Consider the following 17,642-nt stretch of genomic DNA (forward strand, 5'->3'; position numbering starts at 1 on the left):
CTCATCCCTTCTTTTTCTTCGCGGTCGTCTTGGCGCCGCTTTTTTTCGTTTGCGCATCGGATTTTCCCAAAACCGGTTCCGACTTTTGGCTCCGCTGCTCCAGCGAGACAGCCTTGAAATCGGCAGTCTGCCTGGCGATCGCCGCTTCCGCCGGCAGCCGCTCCATCGAGCTTGCCCCGTAAAAGCCGTGCAGGCCCTTGCAGCGTTCGAGGATGTAGCGGGCATCGTCCGGCATCGAGATCGGCCCGCCATGGCAAAGCAGGATGACATCCTTGCGCACGGCACGCGCCGCTTCAGCGATGGCGTCGATCTCGGTCACGCAGTCGTCGAGCGATTTGGCCGACGTCGCACCGATCGAGCCGCCGGTGGTTACCCCCATATGAGCGACGACGATGTCGGCGCCGGCCTTGGTCATGGCGTGCGCCTCATCAGGGTTGAACACATAGGGCGTGGTCAGGAGATCGAGCTCGTGTGCTGCGGCGATCATGTCGACCTCAAGCCCAAAGCCCATGCCGGTTTCCTCGAAACTCTGCCGCATCTGGCCGTCGAACAGGCCGATGGTCGGAAAGTTCTGCACGCCGGAAAAACCCATCGTCTTCAGCTCGGCCAGCAGCAGCGGCATGATGACGAAGGGATCGGTGCCGTTGACGCCGGCCAGCACCGGCGTCTTCTTCACCACCGGCAGCACCTCGTAGGCCATTTCCTTGACGATCTCGTTGGCGTTGCCATAGGCGAGCAGGCCGGCAGCCGAGCCGCGGCCGGCCATGCGGTAGCGGCCAGAATTGTAGATGATGATCAGGTCGATGCCGCCGGCCTCCTCGGCCTTGGCCGACAGCCCGGTGCCGGCGCCGCCGCCGACGATCGGCACGCCGCCGGCAATCATCTTGCGGAACTTTTCCAGGATCTTCTTGCGCGGTATGGCGGGCATGGCTTCGTCTCTCACTGTCTGGCGATGTCGAGAAAAGCCGCAACCGCAGCCTTGGCGAATTCGGGATCGTTGATGTGCAGCGGCAAGCGGATGACGCGACGTGTGTTATCCGGCATGATCGTGCGCTCGATGGCCTCGAAGAGTGCTGCATCGGCTTCAGGGTCGAAGAAGGCGCCGCCTTCGATGTCGAGCGCCGAAACGCCTTTTTCGGGAATGAGGAACCGGACCGGACCCTCGCAGAGGCTCAGTTTGGCGCCGATCCATTCGCCGATTCTGCGGCTTTCGTCAGGCGTCGTGCGCATCAGCGTCACGTTCGGATTGTGCTCGTAAAACAGCCGTCCGCTATAGCGTTCCGGAATGGTCGGCGGCGCCCAGAAATTCACCATGTCGAGCGCGCCGACCGAGCCGACATAGGGCAGTTTCGTGCGGGCGATCGCGCCGAAACGGTCTTCGGTTGCCGGCAGAACGCCGCCAAACAGGAGGTCGCAGACTTCTGTCGTCGTGATGTCGATGACGCCGGACAGCAAGCCGCTGTCGGCCAGCTTCTCCATGGTGCGGCCGCCGGTGCCGGTGGCGTGGAAGACCATGCAGTCATAGCTCGAACGAAGCTCGTCGGCGATCGACGTCACGCATGGCGTGGTCACGCCGAACATCGTGAGCCCGATCGATGGCTTGCCGTCGGGCGGCGGCGCCGGTTTTGCAGACATGGCTGCTATCGCCTGGGCGGCGTTGTGCAGCACGACGCGAGACAGCCGGTTCAAGCCGGCCATATCGGTCACCGACGGCATCATGACGATGTCGGAGACATCGACATAAGGCGCGGTGTCGCCCGAGGCGAGCGTCGAGACCATGATCTTGGGCAGGCCGAGCGGCAGCGCGCGCATGCCGGATGTGATGATCGAAGTGCCGCCACCGCCGCCGATGCCGATCATGCCAGATATATCGGTGCGCGACTGGACAATCCGGGTGAAGGCGATGGCCATTGCCGCCACCGCGGTGCCGCGGTCGTCGACGCCCAGCACGGCAGTGCTGCCACCGGGATGGTGGCCGGCGACCTCTTCGGCCGAGACATCGACCGGCACGGTCGCGTTGCGCGTTCCGACGTCGACGCGGGTGACAGCAGCACCGGTGGCGGCGACCGCATCGGCCAGAAAGGCGAGTTCCTCGCCCTTGGTGTCGGCGGTGCCTACCACATAGACGCGCTTCATTGCGTTTCCCCGGTTCGAGGCGCGCTCGGCGTCGCCGCCTGCCGCTCTTTTGCCCGGCCGTTCGGCAGCGCGAAAGGCCATTGCAATTTTTTGAGACGTGCGTATCATATTGACATGAATGTCTCACGTCAACCAGCCGCAGTGCCCGACGACGCCGGTTCTGCAGCAGCGCGCGGGCCGCGCGCCCGCACAAGGCGGCTGATGCTGGAGACGGCGACAAGGCTGATGCAGGCGGGCGCCACGCCCTCGGTCAGCGAGGTCGCCGAAGCGGCGGAAGTCTCCCGCGCCACCGCCTATCGGTATTTTCCAAGCCAGGCGGCGCTGGTGCAGGCGGTGGTCGATGAAGGGCTGGGGCCGATTCTCACCTGGAAGTCGGCCTCGGCCGATCCCGAGCGCCGCGTCGTCGAACTGTTCGACACGGCCATGCCACGCATCGAAGCCTTCGAGGCGACGTTCAAGGCGGCGCTGAAGCTGTCGCTCGACCAGTGGGCGCGGCGGCAGGCCGGCACGCTGGACGGCGAGCCGGCCTTCACGCGCGGCCATCGCATCGATCTGCTCAAGGACGCGATCGCACCGCTCAAGCACCGGCTGCCGCCACGCGAATTCAACCGCCTGGCACAGGCCCTGTCGCTGATCTTCGGCGTCGAAGTGCTGATCGTGCTGAAGGATATATGGGGGCTGGACAGCCGCAAGATGATGTCGGTAGCGCAATGGGCAGCCGGCGCGCTGGTGCGGGCTGCAGTGACGGAATCGATGGCTGGAGGAAACAGACCTGCGCCGGCGACAGCTGCGGAATAGTATCGATCTGGTTCGACCAGATGGGGATGCCTACTGCTGACAATAGCCGATGTGCCGTAGCGCGAACAAGGGCCTTGCGTATCAACGAGTAGGAAAATTTAAGAAAAACAGACAGATGTTGCTGAAATCTGCTTGTCTGAGGCCCCGCCATCGTCCAAGAAAGAGCTTGACGTGCGTCCGAAATTGGTAATACCAGATCAGGACAATATAGCGGGTCGAAAGTGAGGGCTGCGATCCATTTCCGGTTGGGCGAGGAGGCTCGAAAACCGGAACGGCGCCATCACGGAAGGAACTACCAGGGCCGGCCTCGCCGCCGGCTCGGATGATACGGTAGAATGCGCACAAGGGAGGAAATCATCATGCGCAAGACAATGACCAGCATGCTTGCTGGTATCGGCTTAGTGCTCGCCTGCGGAACGTCCGTCTACGCGCAGGATAAGGAACTCACCATATTCTGGGCTGAATGGGATCCGGCGAACTATTTGCAGGAACTCGTCAACCTTTACGAGGCCGAGAGCGGCGTGAAGGTCACGGTTGAGACGACGCCGTGGGGGGATTTCCAGACCAAGGCGTTCACCGAATTCAACGCCAAGGGCAGCGCCTACGACATGGTTGTCGGCGATTCCCAGTGGATCGGCGCCGCCTCCGAGGCCGGTCACTATGTCGACCTCACTGACTTCTTCAACAAGCACAATCTGAAGGAAGTGATGGCGCCGGCGACGGTGAAATACTACGCCGAATATCCATCCAACTCCGGCAAATACTGGTCGATACCGGCCGAGGGCGACGCGGTCGGCTGGTCCTATCGCAAGGACTGGTTCGAAGATCCGAAGGAGATGGAGGCCTTCAAAGCCAAGTACGGCTACGATCTCGGCGTGCCGAAGGACTGGAAGCAGCTGCGCGACATCGCCGAATTCTTCCACCGTCCCGACGAGAAGCGCTACGGCGTCGCCATCTATACCGATAACTCCTACGACGCTCTGGTGATGGGCGTCGAGAACGCCATCTTCTCCTTCGGCGGCGAGCTTGGCGACTATGCCACTTATAAGGTCGACGGGATCATCAACTCCGAGCAGAACGTCAAGGCGCTCGAGGCCTACAAGGAGCTCTATTCCTTCACCCCTCCTGGTTGGGCCAAGAGCTTCTTCATCGAGGACAACCAGGCGATCACCGAGAACCTGGCGGCGATGAGCATGAACTACTTCGCTTTCTTCCCGGCGCTGATCAACGAAGCCTCCAACCCGAATGCCAAGGCCACCGGCTTCTTCGCCAACCCTCCAGGACCGAACGGCGATCAGTTCGCCGCGCTCGGCGGCCAGGGCATCTCCGTCGTCTCCTATTCCCAGAATCAGGAAGAGGCGATGAAGTTCCTGGAATGGTTCATCAAGGACGAGACGCAGAAGAAATGGGCGGAACTCGGCGGTTACACGGCAAGCGCCAAGGTGCTCGAGTCGCCTGAATTCCAGAACGCCACGCCATACAACAAGGCCTTCTACGAAACCATGTTCAAGGTGAAGGACTTCTGGGCGACGCCGGAATATGCCGAACTGCTCATCCAGATGAACCAACGCGTCTATCCCTACATCACCGGCAATCAGGGCACGGCCAAGGAAGTGCTCGATGCGCTCGCCGCGGATTGGAACGCGACGTTCAAGAAATACAACCGCGTGAAGTAAACGGCACTAACGCTCGGAGGGGGCGGGAGCCGCCCCTTCCGTTTTCTTTTCCGGACAAGGAAGGAACGGGCCTTGGCCACTGCAGTCATGACCACGCTGGATCCCAAGTCGCGCTCCGCCGCCCGCGGCATGAGCGACCTCACGATCCGCAATCTCTTCATCATTCCGACGATCGTTTTCCTGATCGTCTTCAACATCTTTCCCCTGCTCTATTCGCTCGGCTATTCGTTCACCGACTTTCGCGCGTCGAGCCCCGCGGCGGCCAATTTCGTCGGACTGCAGAATTACCGCGAGCTGCTCAACGACCCGTTCATCTGGTCGAATTTCGCCATCACCGCCAAATATGTCATCGTCTCCGTGGTCGGCCAGGTTATCGTCGGCTTCGGCGTGGCGTTGCTGCTCAACCGCGATATCCCGTTAAAGGGCCTGCTTACGACACTGCTGCTGTTGCCGATGATGCTGTCGATGGCTGTTGTCGGCCTGTTCTGGAAACTGCTCTACGATCCGTCCTTTGGCATCATCAACTATACGCTTGGCCTCGGCTCCTTCGAGTGGCTGTCCAACCCCGACATGGCGCTCTACGCGGTTGCCATCACCGACATCTGGATGTGGTCGCCCTTCGTGATGCTGCTGTCGCTTGCCGGCCTGTCTGCAGTGCCGAAGCACCTCTACGAGGCGGCCGCGATCGACCGCGCCGGGTCGTTCTATACCTTCTTTCGCATTACGCTGCCCCTGGTCGCGCCGATCCTGATGATCGCGATCATCTTTCGCACCATGGAGGCGTTCAAGACCTTCGATCTCGCCTACATCCTGACCAGCCAGCCGACCACCGAGGTGATCTCGATCCGGCTCTACAAGATGGCGTTCCAGGAATGGCAGACCGGGCGCTCCTGCGCGCTCGCCTACATCGTGCTGATCATGATCCTGGCGATCACCAACATCTACGTCAAATACCTGAACAAGGTGAAGGAGCGCTAACATGGCCGCTGTCACCACCTCTGCCGAGCGTTCGCTCAACAAGCTCGCCATCGTCGGCGTGCTGATCGTCACGATCATCTTCCTGGCGCCGATCTACTGGATAGCCTCGACGGCGTTCAAGCCGCGCAACCTCGCCACCACCATCCCGCCGACGGTGGTCTTCCAGCCGGAGATATCGCCCTTCGTCAAGCTGTTCACCAAGCGCTCGCAGTTGCGCACTGCGCCGACGCCGGAACAATACGCCGCCGCCCCGTGGTGGGAGCGGCTGGTGTTTGACGGCGGCGAGAAGGTGGTGCGCTCGGGCAGGGGCGAGGTGCAGTGGTCCGGCTATCCGAGCCGCTTCATGAATTCGCTGATCGTCGCCATCACCTCGACGATCCTCGCCGTCGGCATGGGCACCTTCACGGCTTACGGGTTCTCGCGCTTCAAGATAAAGGGGGAACAGGACCTGCTCTTCTTCATCCTGTCGACGCGCATGCTGCCGCCGGTGGTAGTGGCGATCCCGATGTTCCTGATGTACCGGGTCGTCGGCCTCAACGACACGCATTGGGGCCTGATCATCCTCTACACCGCCTTCAACCTCAGCTTCTCCGTATGGCTGATGAAGGGGTTCATGGACGAAATTCCGAAGGAGTATGAGGAGGCGGCGCTCGTCGACGGCTATACGCGCATGGAGGCCTTCTTCAAGATCGTGCTGCCGGAAGCGGCCACCGGCATCGCCGCCACCGCCGTGTTCTGCTTCATCACCGCGTGGAACGAATATGCCTTCGCGCTGATCATGACCAACCGCCGCGCCCAAACGGCGCCGCCGTTCATTCCAAGCCAGGTCGGTTCCGGCCTGCCCGACTGGACGGTCATCGCCGCCGGCACCTTCCTGTTCCTGCTGCCGGTCGCCATCTTCACCTTCCTGTTGCGCAACCACCTCCTGCGCGGCATGTCCTTCGGAGCGATCCGCAAATGATCCGCCATGCTACAATCCAGCGCACAGCCGAGATCGTGATGGTGCTCGGCATCATCGCGCTCTGCCAGCCGTGGAACCTCTTCCTGCACCGCTACGGGCTGACGATCATCATTGTCGGGCTGCTGACGTTCATGATCACCGGCTGGGTCGGTCCAAGGCAGAAGCCGCAGGCGACCGGCGCGCCGGAAAAAGAAGGTCACGCATGACCCAGATCGAGCTTCGTGGCGTCCAGAAATTCTTTGGCGCCGTCCAGGTCATCAAGGACCTCAACCTCAAGATCGACGACAACGAGTTCATCGTGCTGCTCGGCCAGTCGGGCTGCGGCAAGACGACGACGCTTCGCGCCATCGCCGGGCTGGAGACGATCGACGGCGGCGATGTCCTCATCGACGGCAAGCCGGTCCAGCATCTCAAGGCTGCCGACCGCGACATCGCCATGGTCTTCCAGTCGTTCTCGCTCTATCCGCATATGAGCGTCTACGAGAACATCGCTTTTCCGTTGCGGGCCATGCGCAAGAGCAAGTCGGAGATCGACGGCGAGGTGCGCTCGGTCGCCAAAGTGCTGCAGATCAACGATCTGCTCGGCAGGAAGCCGTCGGCGCTGTCGGGCGGCGACATGCAGCGCGTGGCAATCGGCCGGGCGCTGGTGCGGCGGCCGAAGGCGATGCTGATGGACGAGCCGATCGGCGCGCTCGACGCCAAGCTGCGCGAGGAGATGCGCGCGGAGATCAAGCGGCTGCACATCAAGCAGGGCTCGACCACCATCTACGTCACGCACGACCAGATCGAGGCGATGAGCCTTGCCGACCGCATCGTCATCATGCATGAGGGCGTTCTGCAGCAGGTCGGCAGCCCATCGGAAGTGTACAAGCACCCGGCCAATCTGTTCGTCGCCCAATTCGTTGGCTCGCCGGTGATGAACGTCGCCAACGCAGCGGTGACGATGAACGGCTCAGGCGCCAGGGTCACTGTCGACGGGGCCGCCGAAGGGTTCCTTTTCCCGGCCGAACTGGTCGGCCAGCTCGACGCCGCGAGCGCCGGGCAGGACCGCCTTGCGCTCGGCATCCGCCCCGAAGGCGTGATGGTCTCGCGCGAGCCGGCGGACGGCTATCTGCCGGTCGAGGCGCACATCATCGAACCGCTTGGCTCCTACGACATCGTCGACCTCAGGGTCGGGACCCAGATGTTGCGCGCCCGGACCCGTTCCGGTTTCGTCGGCAAGCCGGGAGTCCAGGTCTTCGCCAGGCTCGACCCGGCGCAGGCGCATTTCTTCGACACGGCAAGCGGCAATTCGCTGGGGGTGAGACTCTGATGGCCCATATCCAGCTCAAGAACATCTCGAAGACATTCGGCAATCACACCGCATTGACCGGGCTCAATCTCGATATTGCCGATGGCGAGTTCTTCGTGCTGCTCGGCGAGACCGGCGCCGGCAAGACGACGACGCTGCGCATGATTGCCGGCCTGGAAAAGCCAGACGAGGGGCAGATATTCATCGACGGCGCTGATGTCGCTGACTGGGGCGCGGCCGAGCGCGACGTGGCGCTGGTGCTGCAGCAATACTCGCTTTACCCGCGCTACACGGTGCGCGAGAACCTCGAATTCCCGCTGAAGCCGAAAATCCGCCGCATCGAGCCCGACGAGATCAAGACGCGCGTCGACCGCGTTGCCAAGACCTTGCGTATCGAGCATCTGCTCGACCGCAAGACGGATCGCCTCTCCGGCGGCGAGATGCAGCGCGTCTCGATTGGTCGCGCCATCGTCAGGAAGCCGCGCGTATTCCTGATGGATGAGCCGCTGTCGGCGCTCGATGCCAAGTTGCGCGAGGCGCTGCGCACCGAACTCAAGAACATCCAAATGAACCTTGGTCAGACCTTCCTTTTCGTCACGCACGATCAAATCGAGGCGATGTCGATGGGCGACAAGGTTGGCGTGCTCAACCATGGCCGCATCGTCCAGACCGGCACGCCCTATGAGATCTACAACAATCCGCGCGACACCTATGTGGCGAGCTTCGTCGGCTCGCCGCCGATGAACCTCATCGACGGCAAGCTCGTCAACGGCCGAGCGGTGATGGCACCGCTGAATTTCGAACTGCCTTTTGCGGGGGCGGCCAGGACGAGCGGCGAGACCGACGGTCGCCCGCTCGTCTTCGGTATTCGTCCCGAGGATCTCTATCTCGAGAGCGGGGCGCCGGTGGAAGCGCGCGTCCATGATGTCGAGAACCATGGCGTCGAAAAGATCCTGACCCTGCGGGTCGGCGACGCCATGCTGCGGGCCACGGTGCCGGCCAGAACCGATGTCGAGATCGAGCAGCCGGTACGCTTTGCCTGGGATCCGGACAAGGTGGTGCTGTTCGACAAGGGTACCGGGATAAGCCTCCGTCACGCAGGCTAAAGCGCGTCGCGCAAAATTGCGCGTCGGTTGGGCGGGAGGATGCTAGGCGGCTTGAAGCCTGTGGCCAGGTTTAGCCGGCTTGGCGGGTCTCAGCCTGTTCCTCGGCACGGAAATGGCTGGGAGCCGATCCGATGACGCGCTTGAACGCCCGACTGAACGACGCGTCGGATTCATAGCCCAGGCGTGCGGCGACGACGGAAATCTTCAGCCGGTCGCGGACCAGCCATTGCCGTGCCTGGTGCATTCTCACCTGGGTGACATATTTGGCCGGCGTTTCGCCGACGATCGTCGCGAAGCGTTCGGCGAAGCCTGATCGCGAGGCGCCCATCATCCTGGCCAGGGTCTCCACCGTCCAGTCGCGGTCCGGTTCAAGGTGGATCGCGGCCAGCACGCGCCCGATCTCACGATCCCTCACCGCGGCGATCCATCCGGACGAGTCGCCGCAGCCGCGCTCGACCCATGAGCGGATGACGGTGGCGGCCAGCACATCGGCCAGCCGTGCCAGAATGCCGCCGGAGCCGACGCGCTCCATCGTCACCTCGCGTGCCATAGCCTCCAATAAATGCGGGATGGCCGGTTCATAGGCTTCCAACTCGTGCGCGCGCATGACGTCCGGCATCATGCCGAGCAATGGGTGCAAACCGTCGAGATTGAAATACATGCTGCCGAAAAACAGCAGCGTCCCCGGCCGACAGCCTTCGCTGGACAGGCAGTAAACGCCCTTGCAGACCTCTTCGACCTCGTAACCCTGGATCGGCGAAGCCTCGGTGCCCGGCTCGCTCGCCAGGACGTGTGCGGCGCCGCGCGGCAGCAGCACCGCGTCGCCCGCCTTGAGCTCGACCCATTCGCCGGACGGCTGCAGCAACCAGCATCCTGTACGGCCGATGAAGTGAAACCGCGCCGCCGTCTGGGCCGGAAACTGGAGGCCCCAGGGCTCCTGCATTTCACAACGGCCATATTCGACGCCGTCGAGCCGTAACCCGCGCAATATGTCTGTCAGCGGATCGCCGGTGACCGGAACTTTGGACGAATGGTCAAGCATGATGGTGTTTCTAGCATGGAAACTCCAGGCGGTCACTCCCTATGTTGCACTGCAGCCAAATGTTGCGCTGCAACCAGATCGGAGATCCCATCATGACCGAACCCGCGACAGGCGTCATGTCAGCCGTTCTCGATCCGGCGGAAACCGATGAACGAGCCGAGCCGGCGTGGGGGGCGGTCGTATCTCTCGCGCTCGGTGTGTTTGGGCTGGTGACCGCGGAATTCCTGCCTGCCAGTCTGTTGACGCCGCTGGCGCAGGATCTCGGTGTGACCGAAGGCACCGCCGGCCAAGCGGTGACGGCAACCGCCGTTGTCGGCGCGGTCGCCGCCCCGACCATGGCCATCATCACCAAACGGCTGGACCGCAGGCTCGTCATGTGGGGACTGACCGTGCTGCTGATCCTGTCGAACCTGTTGGCGGCGTTTGCGTCCTCGCTTCCCGTTCTTCTGATCGCCCGCATCATGCTCGGGATCAGCCTCGGCGGCTTCTGGTCGATGTCGGCGGCCATGGCGATGCGGCTTGTCCCGATGCGGCTGGTGCCGCGCGCCATGTCGATCATCCTCACCGGCGTTTCGGTGGCGACCGTCTGTGCGGCCCCGGTCGGTGCCTATGTCGGTGACATCTGGGGATGGCGAACGGCCTTCATGATCGCAGCTGTTGTCAGCGCCCTGGCGCTGCTGGTGCAGATCGCCACCCTTCCGAAGCTGCCGCCGGCGGGCGTGGCAAGCTTTCGGACCTTGCTGGAGGTAATAAAGCGGCCGATGATCAGGGTTGCGCTTCTGGTGGTCCTGCTGGTCGCCTCGGGACATTTTGCCGGCTTCACCTATGTCCGCCCGTTTCTCGAGAAGGTGCCCGCGCTGGACATCGAGACGATCTCGCTTGTGCTTCTCGCCTACGGCATCGGTGGCTTCTTCGGCAATTTTGCCGGCGGGTTCATGGCTGAACGAAGCCTCAAGACTGCAGTGGGCCTGGCGCCGCTGCTGATTGCAGTCGCAGCACTTCTGCTGCTGACCGTCGGCGCCTCGCCCGCGGTGGCGGCGATCGCGGTGGCCGCCTGGGGTTTTGCCTTTGGCGCGGTGCCGGTCGGGCTGCAGACCTGGCTGGTGCGAGCCGCTCCCGACCAGGCAGAAAGCGCTGGCGGGCTGATGGTCGCCACATTCCAGGTGGCCATCGCACTGGGCGCCGTTTTCGGCGGCCTGCTGGTCGACAATGCCGGCGTTGCCAGCGCTTTCGCCTATTGCGGGATCGCGACGTTGCTGGCGGCCTTGGCGGCGTTCCTGCTCGGCCCGAGGAGCGCAACCTAAGCCATCCGTAGGTGCGTCCCACCTAGGACGCCTCCAAGAACTGGCCCGAATATCGGTTATGGTTTTCGGGCCGTGACGATTGCGGTGACAAAACGGCCCAGACTGTCTTCGACGTAGGATGCAACTTCGGCCTTCGGGTCGAAGCTCCACCAAAGCAGCGAGCCTTGCCAGTGCGATGCCATCAGCAGGCCGATGTCCAACGGCGTCTCGACGACAGAGGCAAAGCAAGAGTCGAGGATGTTGCACAGGGATGCCTTCCACGACGCCCCCCGCGCGCGAAGCACCGGATCGCGCAGATCTTCGCGCAGGACGAGCAGGCCCTCGGCATAGGATTCGATGCCGCCATAGTCGCGTGACAGCGCCACCAGCAATTCGATCGCGCCAGCAGGGGTCCTCGGCGTCGCGTCTGCGAGCTTTGTCGTCTTCGCGTCCAGCCTGTCCCATGCCTGCAGCAAGGTTCTTTGCCTGAGCGTGGCCTTGTTCTTGAAACGCTGCACCAGGGTCGAACCGGAGAGCCCGCAAGTTTGGGACAGCCGTTCAAATGTGAGTGCCTCCGGGCCATGCCTGTGGATCAGCCGGTGTGCCGCTTCCAGCACGTCCTCGTCGGATTGCGTTTTTTGCCGAGGCATCTTGACATCCATTTATAACCGAATGATCATTTATATATCTTAACTTTGAAGAAGGCCAGCATTGGTTGGTCAGAGCATTGGTTGGTCAGAGTCTGGGGAGGTTCAATGACGCTTGAGGGAAAAGTCGCTTTGGTCGCTGGCGCCACGCGCGGTGCGGGGAGAGGTATTGCTGTCGAACTGGGTGCCGCGGGCGCGACGGTCTACGTCACCGGGCGGACGACACGCGCGCATCAGTCCGAATACGCCCGCCCGGAAACCATCGAGGAAACGGCGGAGCTTGTTTCAGCGCAAGGCGGCCATGGCATCGCTGTGCAAGTCGACCATCTGGTTGCCGAAGACGTGCGCAAGCTGGTCGACCGGATACGTGCCGAGCAGGGCCGCCTCGATGTGCTGGTCAACGACATTTGGGGCGGCGAGAAACTGTTCGAATGGAACAAGCCGGTCTGGGAACATGATCTCACGAATGGTTTGCGCATGTTGCGGCTGGGCATCGACACGCATCTGATCACAGCGCACTACGCGCTGCCGCTTCTGATTGAGCGCCCGGGCGGCCTGCTGGTCGAAGTCACCGACGGCACCGCGGAGTATAATGCCGAGCATTATCGGCTCTCGCCGTTCTATGACCTCGCCAAAGTGTCGGTGACCCGTATGGCCTGGGCCCATGCCAAGGACCTCGCCCCGCACGGCGCCACCTCGATTTCGCTGACACCCGGCTGGCTGCGTTCGGAAATGATGTTGGAAGCTTTCGGAGTGACCGAGGACAACTGGCGTGATGCGACAGCAAAAGTGCCGCATTTCGTCATTTCCGAGACCCCGCGCTTTATCGGGCGCGCAGTGGCGGCGCTTGCGGCGGACCCGGACCGTTCGCGCTGGAACGGACTGTCGCTGTCGAGTGGCGGGCTGGCGCAGGTCTACGGCTTTACCGATCTCGACGGCTCGCGGCCTGACGCGTGGCGCTACGTTCCCGAGGTTCAGGACGCCGGCAAACCAGCAGATGCGACTGGCTATCGCTAGAGCTATCGACGTCAGTGTGCTGGGCTGTTCGGGCGACAATAAAAAAGTAGACTGTGCCATGCAATCAGCCCGCGACCGCCTCGAAGCCGTCCTTTCGCGTCTCACCGTCCGCGCCGACAATGAAAGCGTATTCGTAAAACTCTATCCGGAAGCCGCACGAGCAGCAGCCGACGCCGCCGATGCCAGGCGCAGAGCCGGCGTGACGCTCGGGCCGCTCGACGGAACAATTCTGTCGATCAAGGACCTGTTCGATGTCGCCGGCGAGCCGACCACGGCCGGTTCGTTGTTGCTCAGCACCGCAGCGCCGGCGCTGCGGGATGCCGTCATCGTGCGGCGGCTGCGGCAAGCGGGCGCGGTGATCTTCGGCAAGACCAACATGACCGAATTCGCCTTCACCGCAATCGGCATAAACCCGCATTACGGCACGCCCGGCAATGCGACCGACGCCGGCCGGATCGCGGGTGGCTCATCCTCCGGCGCCGGTGTTTCCATTGCCGAAGGCACGAGCGAGATCTCGATCGGTTCCGACACCGGCGGCTCGGTGCGTATTCCGGCGGCGCTGAACGGTGTCGTCGGCTTCAAGCCGACGGCGCGGCGCGTACCGCGCGATGGCGTCTTCCCGCTGTCCGACACGCTCGACTCCATCGGCCCGCTTGCGCGCACCGTCGCCGAATGTGCGGCAGCCGACGCGGTGATGGCGGGCGAGCAGCTCGTGGCTCTGGTTCCGCTTCCGCTTGCCGGACTGCGCATCGGCGTTCCCCACGGCGTGCTGTTCGAGGATACCGAAGAAGAGGTCGCGGCGGCGTTCGAGCGATGTGCTCGCAAGCTGGAACTCGCCGGTGCACGCCTCGCCGATCTGCCCATCGATGACGTCCTCGCCGATTTGCGCGCGGTAACCAGGCGGGCCTCGATTGCGGCAATGGAGGGCGCCGCGGTCCATGCAGATTGGCTGGCGACAGGTGCGGCGACGCCGGTCGATCCGCGGGTGAGCGAGCCGTTGTCGCGCGCCGCCGCCGTTCAGGCCACGGCCTATATAAGGGCGATCCGCCGCCGCACGGCGCTTGTCGCCGCCATGGACGAGCGGCTGGCGTCCGTCGATGTGTTGGCCCTGCCGACCACGCCGGTCACCGCGCCGACCATCGTGTCGATGACCAGCGACGAAGCTCAGTGTGAGCGCACGGAAGGCCTTCTGCTGCGCAACACGCAGGTCGCCAACCAGTTCGACCTCTGCGCGATCTCGCTGCCGATGCCGGGAATGGCGCGCCCGGCCGGGCTGATGCTGGTGGCGCGCCACGGCGACGACCACCGTCTGCTGCGCATCGCGGCGGAAGTCGAGGCACTGCTTGGCCGTTGAAGATGTGAACGTTAATGCGACGAACAGTGGCCGCGTTCGCTGTCCCTGGACGCGCGTTCGATACCGGTCGCGACCAGCCATGGCAGAGCGTATTGCTTGCCGTTGAGGGTCTGGGTTCGGTTCTCGATGGAGCCAACAACGACAACCTTGCCGGCGTAGAGCTTGTCCGAAAGATCGAGCGCCTTGTCCTGCTGCGGCAATTCCTCAATGTCGATCGACACGCCCTTGATGATCTTGCCCGTGGCAAGATCGAGCGCGCTGTTCGACGGACAGGGCGCCATCACGCACCGCAGGCCGTTGTCGCAATAGACATAACTGCTGTCGGCCGCAGCGACCGAGGGCAGGACGCAGATCGAAACGATCGCAACAAGCAGCGGCGTGCGGCGAAAAACGAGCATGGGGAGCAGCGTCGTGCAGAAATTGGGCGAAACGGCGATGGCGCTACGCGTCGGCCGGGAACCGCCGCCGGTAGTGCTCGACCACTTCGGGATTGCGCAGGTTGATCGGCAATTTGTTGGCCAGCACCAGCAAGGTTTCATCAGCCGAACCGACGCCCATGCGCATCATCGACTGCTCGGTGATGCCGGCCATGTGCGGCGTGACAATGACATTGTCGAAGCCGAAATAGGGGTGATTGGGCGGCAGCGGCTGCATCGCAAAGACATCGAGCGCGGCGCCGCCGATACAGTCCTTCTGCAGGGCTTCGATCAGCGCCTCGTCGTCGATCACCGGCCCGCGCGAAATATTGATCAGCAGCGCGTGCGGCTTCATTCGACCGATGCGCTCGCGGTTGATCAGGCCGCGCGTCTCCGCTGTCAGCGGGCAGCACAGAACGATGATGTCGCTTTGCTCGACCAGCGCATCGATCGACAGGAAGCCGACCCTGTCCGGCGCCGGCCCCATGCTGCGCGTCGTCGCCACCACGTTCAGGTCGAAACCTTGCGCCGCGATGTAGCCGACTGCCTGGCCGATGGCGCCGAAGCCGACAATGCCGATGGTCTTGCCGGCGAGCTCGCTGGCGAGAATGGTGTGATCGCGGCCGGCGAGCCAGCCCTTCGCCCGCAAGTCGCGGTCGACCATGCGGAAGCGCCGCAGCAGTGCCAGCGCCGCGAACATCACGTATTCGGCGACCGAGCGCGCATTGACCGCCGGCACGTTTGCCACCAGCACGCCGGCTGCGGTGGCGGCTTCCATGGGAACCATGTCGAGCCCGGCGCCGTGGCGGATTGCCGCCCGGAGCTTCGTCGCCCCTGCGAAAAGCGCTGATGGCAGCGGGGCGCGAACGATGATGATATCGGCGTTTCTCGCTTCAGTCGCCAGCGTGTCGGCATCGAGGGCGGAGGCGACAACGAGTTCGCCGGCGCCAGAAAGCATGGCGGAGGCGCGCGGGTGCAGCGTGTGTGTCGTCAGGATTTTAGGCATGTCAGACCGCCTCGAGCGCTGGACCGTGAGGCTCTGCCCCACCCTCGATCAGGCCTTTCCAATAGCTTTCCGCGCCTTGCAGATGGGCGCTCATCAGCGCCTGGGCGAGGTTGCCGTCGCGGCGCAGCAGCGCCTCGTAGATCTGGATGTGCTCGGCATGCGAACGCACGTTGCGTTCGGGATCGTTGAAGTAGATCGGCAGGCGTTGCTCGCCCATCAAGTAATAGAGGCTGCATATGTTGTGAAAAACGCTGTTCTTGGTCGCCCGCACGATCTCAAGGTGAAATTCGCGGTCCTCCTTGGCGAGACCCTCGCCTGCCGCAATGCGCTCTTCCGAAGCTTTCAGGATTTCGCGCAGCCGTTCGAAATTTTCCTCGGTGGCGCGCGAGCAGGCAAGCTCGGCAGCCTTGATCTCGTGGATCTTGCGCAACTCGACGGTCTCGTAGATCTGGATCGGATCGAGCGGCAGGCCGGCCTTGGCAAAAAGCGCCATCGCCTCGACGCTGGCCTGCTTGGTGTCGATGTAGATGCCGGACTTGGCTCGGCGCTCGACGATGCGCATGGCTTCGAGGATGGCCAGCGCCTCGCGGATCTGGCCGCGGCTGACGGCGAAATGCTCCGCCAGTTCTCGCTCCGACGGCGTTCGGCCGGTCGCCTTGTCGGAGTGGGAGAACAGATAGGCGGCGAGTTCCGCGAGAAGGTTCTTTTCTTTCATGATCAGCCGCGTAGCGCGTGCGCCTCCAGGAATCGTTCCGAAAGGGTGAATCCCAGTCCAGGCTTCTCGGGGATCGCTATCATGCCGTCCTTTGCTTCGACAGTCTCCTCGATCAGATCGTGGATCATCGGATTGGCGCCGAGCGAATATTCGACGGTAAAGCTGGCCGGCGAAGCAGCGCAGACATGCAGCCCGGCAAAGAAGCAAGGCGCGCCGGCCCACAGATGCGGCGCGAAGCGCAGATTGAAGGCGCTGGCGATGGTGCCGATCTTCATCGCCTCGCTGATGCCGCCGCAGAAGGCCGGGTCCGGCTGGAAAATGTCGGCAGCCTTGAGCGTGGCGAGGTCGCGGAACGCATAGCGCGTCGCTTCGCTTTCGCCGGTGGCGATCGGGATGGAGCCGGACGCCCGCACTTCGGCCATGCCGGGCTTGTCGTCGGCGATGACCGGCTCCTCGAACCAGGCCAGATCGAGATCCCCGGCGAGATGGATGAAGCGTTTGGCTTCCGCCACCGTATAGGTGCCGTGCGCATCGACCATCAGGTGGACTTCGGGGCCGAGCGCCTGTCTTGCGGCGCGGACGCGGGCGGCGGAATGGTGCGGAGCGCCGTCCATCGCGCCGATCCGCATCTTCAGCGCCTTGAATCCGCCCTTGGCGATATAGGATTTCAATTGGTCACCAATCGCCTCGGTGGAGGCCCAGCCGCCGGAGGCGTAGGCAGGCATGCGGTCAAGCTTGCGGCCGCCGAGCAGCCGCCAGACCGGAACCCCAAGCGACTTGCCCAGAATATCCCACAATGCGATGTCGACGGCGCTGATTGCGGCGACGCTGATGCCGCGCCGTGCCAATTGCGGCATGGCGTGGCCGTTTTGCGCGGCGCTGTCGTGGCGCACCCCGTTATAGAGCATCTCCCAGATCACCCCGATGTCGGCCGGATCGCAGCCGATCAGCTGCGGGCCGACCTCGTGGTTCAACATGTGGACGAGGGCACCGTAGCTGCCGGTGCTGCCGGCGGCATTCTTGCCTTCGCCCCAGCCGACCAGCCCGTCGTTGGTCTCGATGCGCAGGATTGCGGCGTCGAACGTCGTCACCTGACCGAAGTCGCTGCGGTGCTGCCGCGCGGCTTCGATCGGTATGCGGACCCACCAGGCTTGGACCGTCTTGATGCGCATGTTCATCCTCTGCCTTGCCGCCGTTAGGGGCCGCCGTCGGGCGG

General features: G+C 63.3%; 18 protein-coding genes. 10 read left to right on the top strand and 8 right to left on the bottom strand.

The window, feature by feature from the left end:
- Position 1 precedes the first annotated feature (1 nt).
- Positions 2-928 carry a phosphoenolpyruvate hydrolase family protein gene (locus tag BLT09_RS18300; RefSeq protein WP_413468410.1) on the bottom strand — a complete coding sequence of 309 codons (927 nt, stop codon included), beginning with the start codon at positions 926-928 and terminating at the stop codon, positions 2-4.
- Between the two features lie 11 nt (positions 929-939).
- The gene (locus BLT09_RS18305; protein WP_091595648.1) at positions 940-2,136 is read right to left on the bottom strand and encodes a Tm-1-like ATP-binding domain-containing protein; all 1,197 of its coding nucleotides are present in this window, start codon (positions 2,134-2,136) and stop codon (positions 940-942) included.
- 114 nt (positions 2,137-2,250) lie between these two features.
- Here BLT09_RS18305 and BLT09_RS18310 point away from each other — a divergent pair, with 114 nt between their 5' ends.
- From BLT09_RS18310 to BLT09_RS18340, 7 genes are all read left to right on the top strand, one after another.
- On the top strand, positions 2,251-2,934 hold the full coding sequence (locus BLT09_RS18310; RefSeq protein WP_091595380.1) for a TetR/AcrR family transcriptional regulator: 684 nt from the start codon (positions 2,251-2,253) through the stop codon (positions 2,932-2,934).
- A 359-nt stretch (positions 2,935-3,293) separates the two neighbouring features.
- Positions 3,294-4,610, top strand: coding sequence for an extracellular solute-binding protein (locus BLT09_RS18315; protein ID WP_091595650.1), 1,317 nt, complete (start codon positions 3,294-3,296; stop codon positions 4,608-4,610).
- A gap of 72 nt (positions 4,611-4,682) precedes the next feature.
- The gene (locus tag BLT09_RS18320) at positions 4,683-5,588 is read left to right on the top strand and encodes a carbohydrate ABC transporter permease (RefSeq protein WP_091595382.1); all 906 of its coding nucleotides are present in this window, start codon (positions 4,683-4,685) and stop codon (positions 5,586-5,588) included.
- Between the two features lies 1 nt (position 5,589).
- Positions 5,590-6,549, top strand: a complete 960-nt coding sequence (locus tag BLT09_RS18325) for a carbohydrate ABC transporter permease (protein WP_027153142.1) — start codon at positions 5,590-5,592, stop codon at positions 6,547-6,549.
- Entirely contained in the window at positions 6,546-6,755 is a 210-nt protein-coding gene (locus BLT09_RS18330) for a hypothetical protein (protein WP_091595384.1), read from the top strand. The genes BLT09_RS18325 and BLT09_RS18330 overlap by 4 nt, the downstream gene beginning before the upstream one ends.
- Positions 6,752-7,861 (top strand): ABC transporter ATP-binding protein, encoded by a 1,110-nt coding sequence (locus BLT09_RS18335; RefSeq protein ID WP_091595386.1) that lies wholly within the window; start codon positions 6,752-6,754, stop codon positions 7,859-7,861. The genes BLT09_RS18330 and BLT09_RS18335 overlap by 4 nt, the downstream gene beginning before the upstream one ends.
- Positions 7,861-8,946 carry an ABC transporter ATP-binding protein gene (locus tag BLT09_RS18340; protein WP_091595388.1) on the top strand — a complete coding sequence of 362 codons (1,086 nt, stop codon included), beginning with the start codon at positions 7,861-7,863 and terminating at the stop codon, positions 8,944-8,946. Before BLT09_RS18335 ends, BLT09_RS18340 begins: the two co-directional genes overlap by 1 nt.
- A 70-nt stretch (positions 8,947-9,016) precedes the next feature.
- Here the strand turns inward: BLT09_RS18340 and BLT09_RS18345 are convergent, their stop codons facing one another.
- The gene (locus tag BLT09_RS18345; protein WP_091595390.1) at positions 9,017-9,988 is read right to left on the bottom strand and encodes an AraC family transcriptional regulator; all 972 of its coding nucleotides are present in this window, start codon (positions 9,986-9,988) and stop codon (positions 9,017-9,019) included.
- Between the two features lie 92 nt (positions 9,989-10,080).
- Here BLT09_RS18345 and BLT09_RS18350 point away from each other — a divergent pair, with 92 nt between their 5' ends.
- Positions 10,081-11,292 (top strand): MFS transporter, encoded by a 1,212-nt coding sequence (locus BLT09_RS18350; RefSeq protein ID WP_091595652.1) that lies wholly within the window; start codon positions 10,081-10,083, stop codon positions 11,290-11,292.
- Between the two features lie 56 nt (positions 11,293-11,348).
- On the opposite strand, the gene BLT09_RS18355 is transcribed toward BLT09_RS18350, so the two are convergent.
- Complete coding sequence (locus BLT09_RS18355; RefSeq protein WP_091595654.1) at positions 11,349-11,921, bottom strand: TetR/AcrR family transcriptional regulator; 573 nt, start codon at positions 11,919-11,921, stop codon at positions 11,349-11,351.
- Positions 11,922-12,026: 105 nt separating this feature from the next.
- On the opposite strand from BLT09_RS18355, the gene BLT09_RS18360 reads away from it, so the two are divergent.
- The gene (locus BLT09_RS18360; RefSeq protein WP_091595392.1) at positions 12,027-12,935 is read left to right on the top strand and encodes an SDR family oxidoreductase; all 909 of its coding nucleotides are present in this window, start codon (positions 12,027-12,029) and stop codon (positions 12,933-12,935) included.
- A 58-nt stretch (positions 12,936-12,993) separates the two neighbouring features.
- Positions 12,994-14,289 (top strand): amidase, encoded by a 1,296-nt coding sequence (locus tag BLT09_RS18365; protein WP_091595394.1) that lies wholly within the window; start codon positions 12,994-12,996, stop codon positions 14,287-14,289.
- Positions 14,290-14,300: 11 nt separating this feature from the next.
- Here BLT09_RS18365 and BLT09_RS18370 read toward each other — a convergent pair whose 3' ends face one another.
- From BLT09_RS18370 to BLT09_RS18385, 4 genes are read right to left on the bottom strand one after another with little or no spacing between them, the layout of a single operon-like run.
- Complete coding sequence (locus BLT09_RS18370) at positions 14,301-14,687, bottom strand: hypothetical protein (RefSeq protein ID WP_091595396.1); 387 nt, start codon at positions 14,685-14,687, stop codon at positions 14,301-14,303.
- A 43-nt stretch (positions 14,688-14,730) separates the two neighbouring features.
- A complete protein-coding gene (locus BLT09_RS18375; RefSeq protein ID WP_091595398.1) occupies positions 14,731-15,711 on the bottom strand; it encodes an NAD(P)-dependent oxidoreductase in 981 nt (326 codons plus the stop codon).
- A 1-nt stretch (position 15,712) separates the two neighbouring features.
- Complete coding sequence (locus BLT09_RS18380; protein WP_091595401.1) at positions 15,713-16,426, bottom strand: FadR/GntR family transcriptional regulator; 714 nt, start codon at positions 16,424-16,426, stop codon at positions 15,713-15,715.
- Positions 16,427-16,428: 2 nt separating this feature from the next.
- Entirely contained in the window at positions 16,429-17,598 is a 1,170-nt protein-coding gene (locus BLT09_RS18385; protein WP_091595655.1) for a mandelate racemase/muconate lactonizing enzyme family protein, read from the bottom strand.
- Positions 17,599-17,642 lie beyond the last annotated feature (44 nt).

It is taken from the genome of Mesorhizobium muleiense (assembly GCF_900099905.1).
Lineage (GTDB): Bacteria > Pseudomonadota > Alphaproteobacteria > Rhizobiales > Rhizobiaceae > Mesorhizobium > Mesorhizobium muleiense.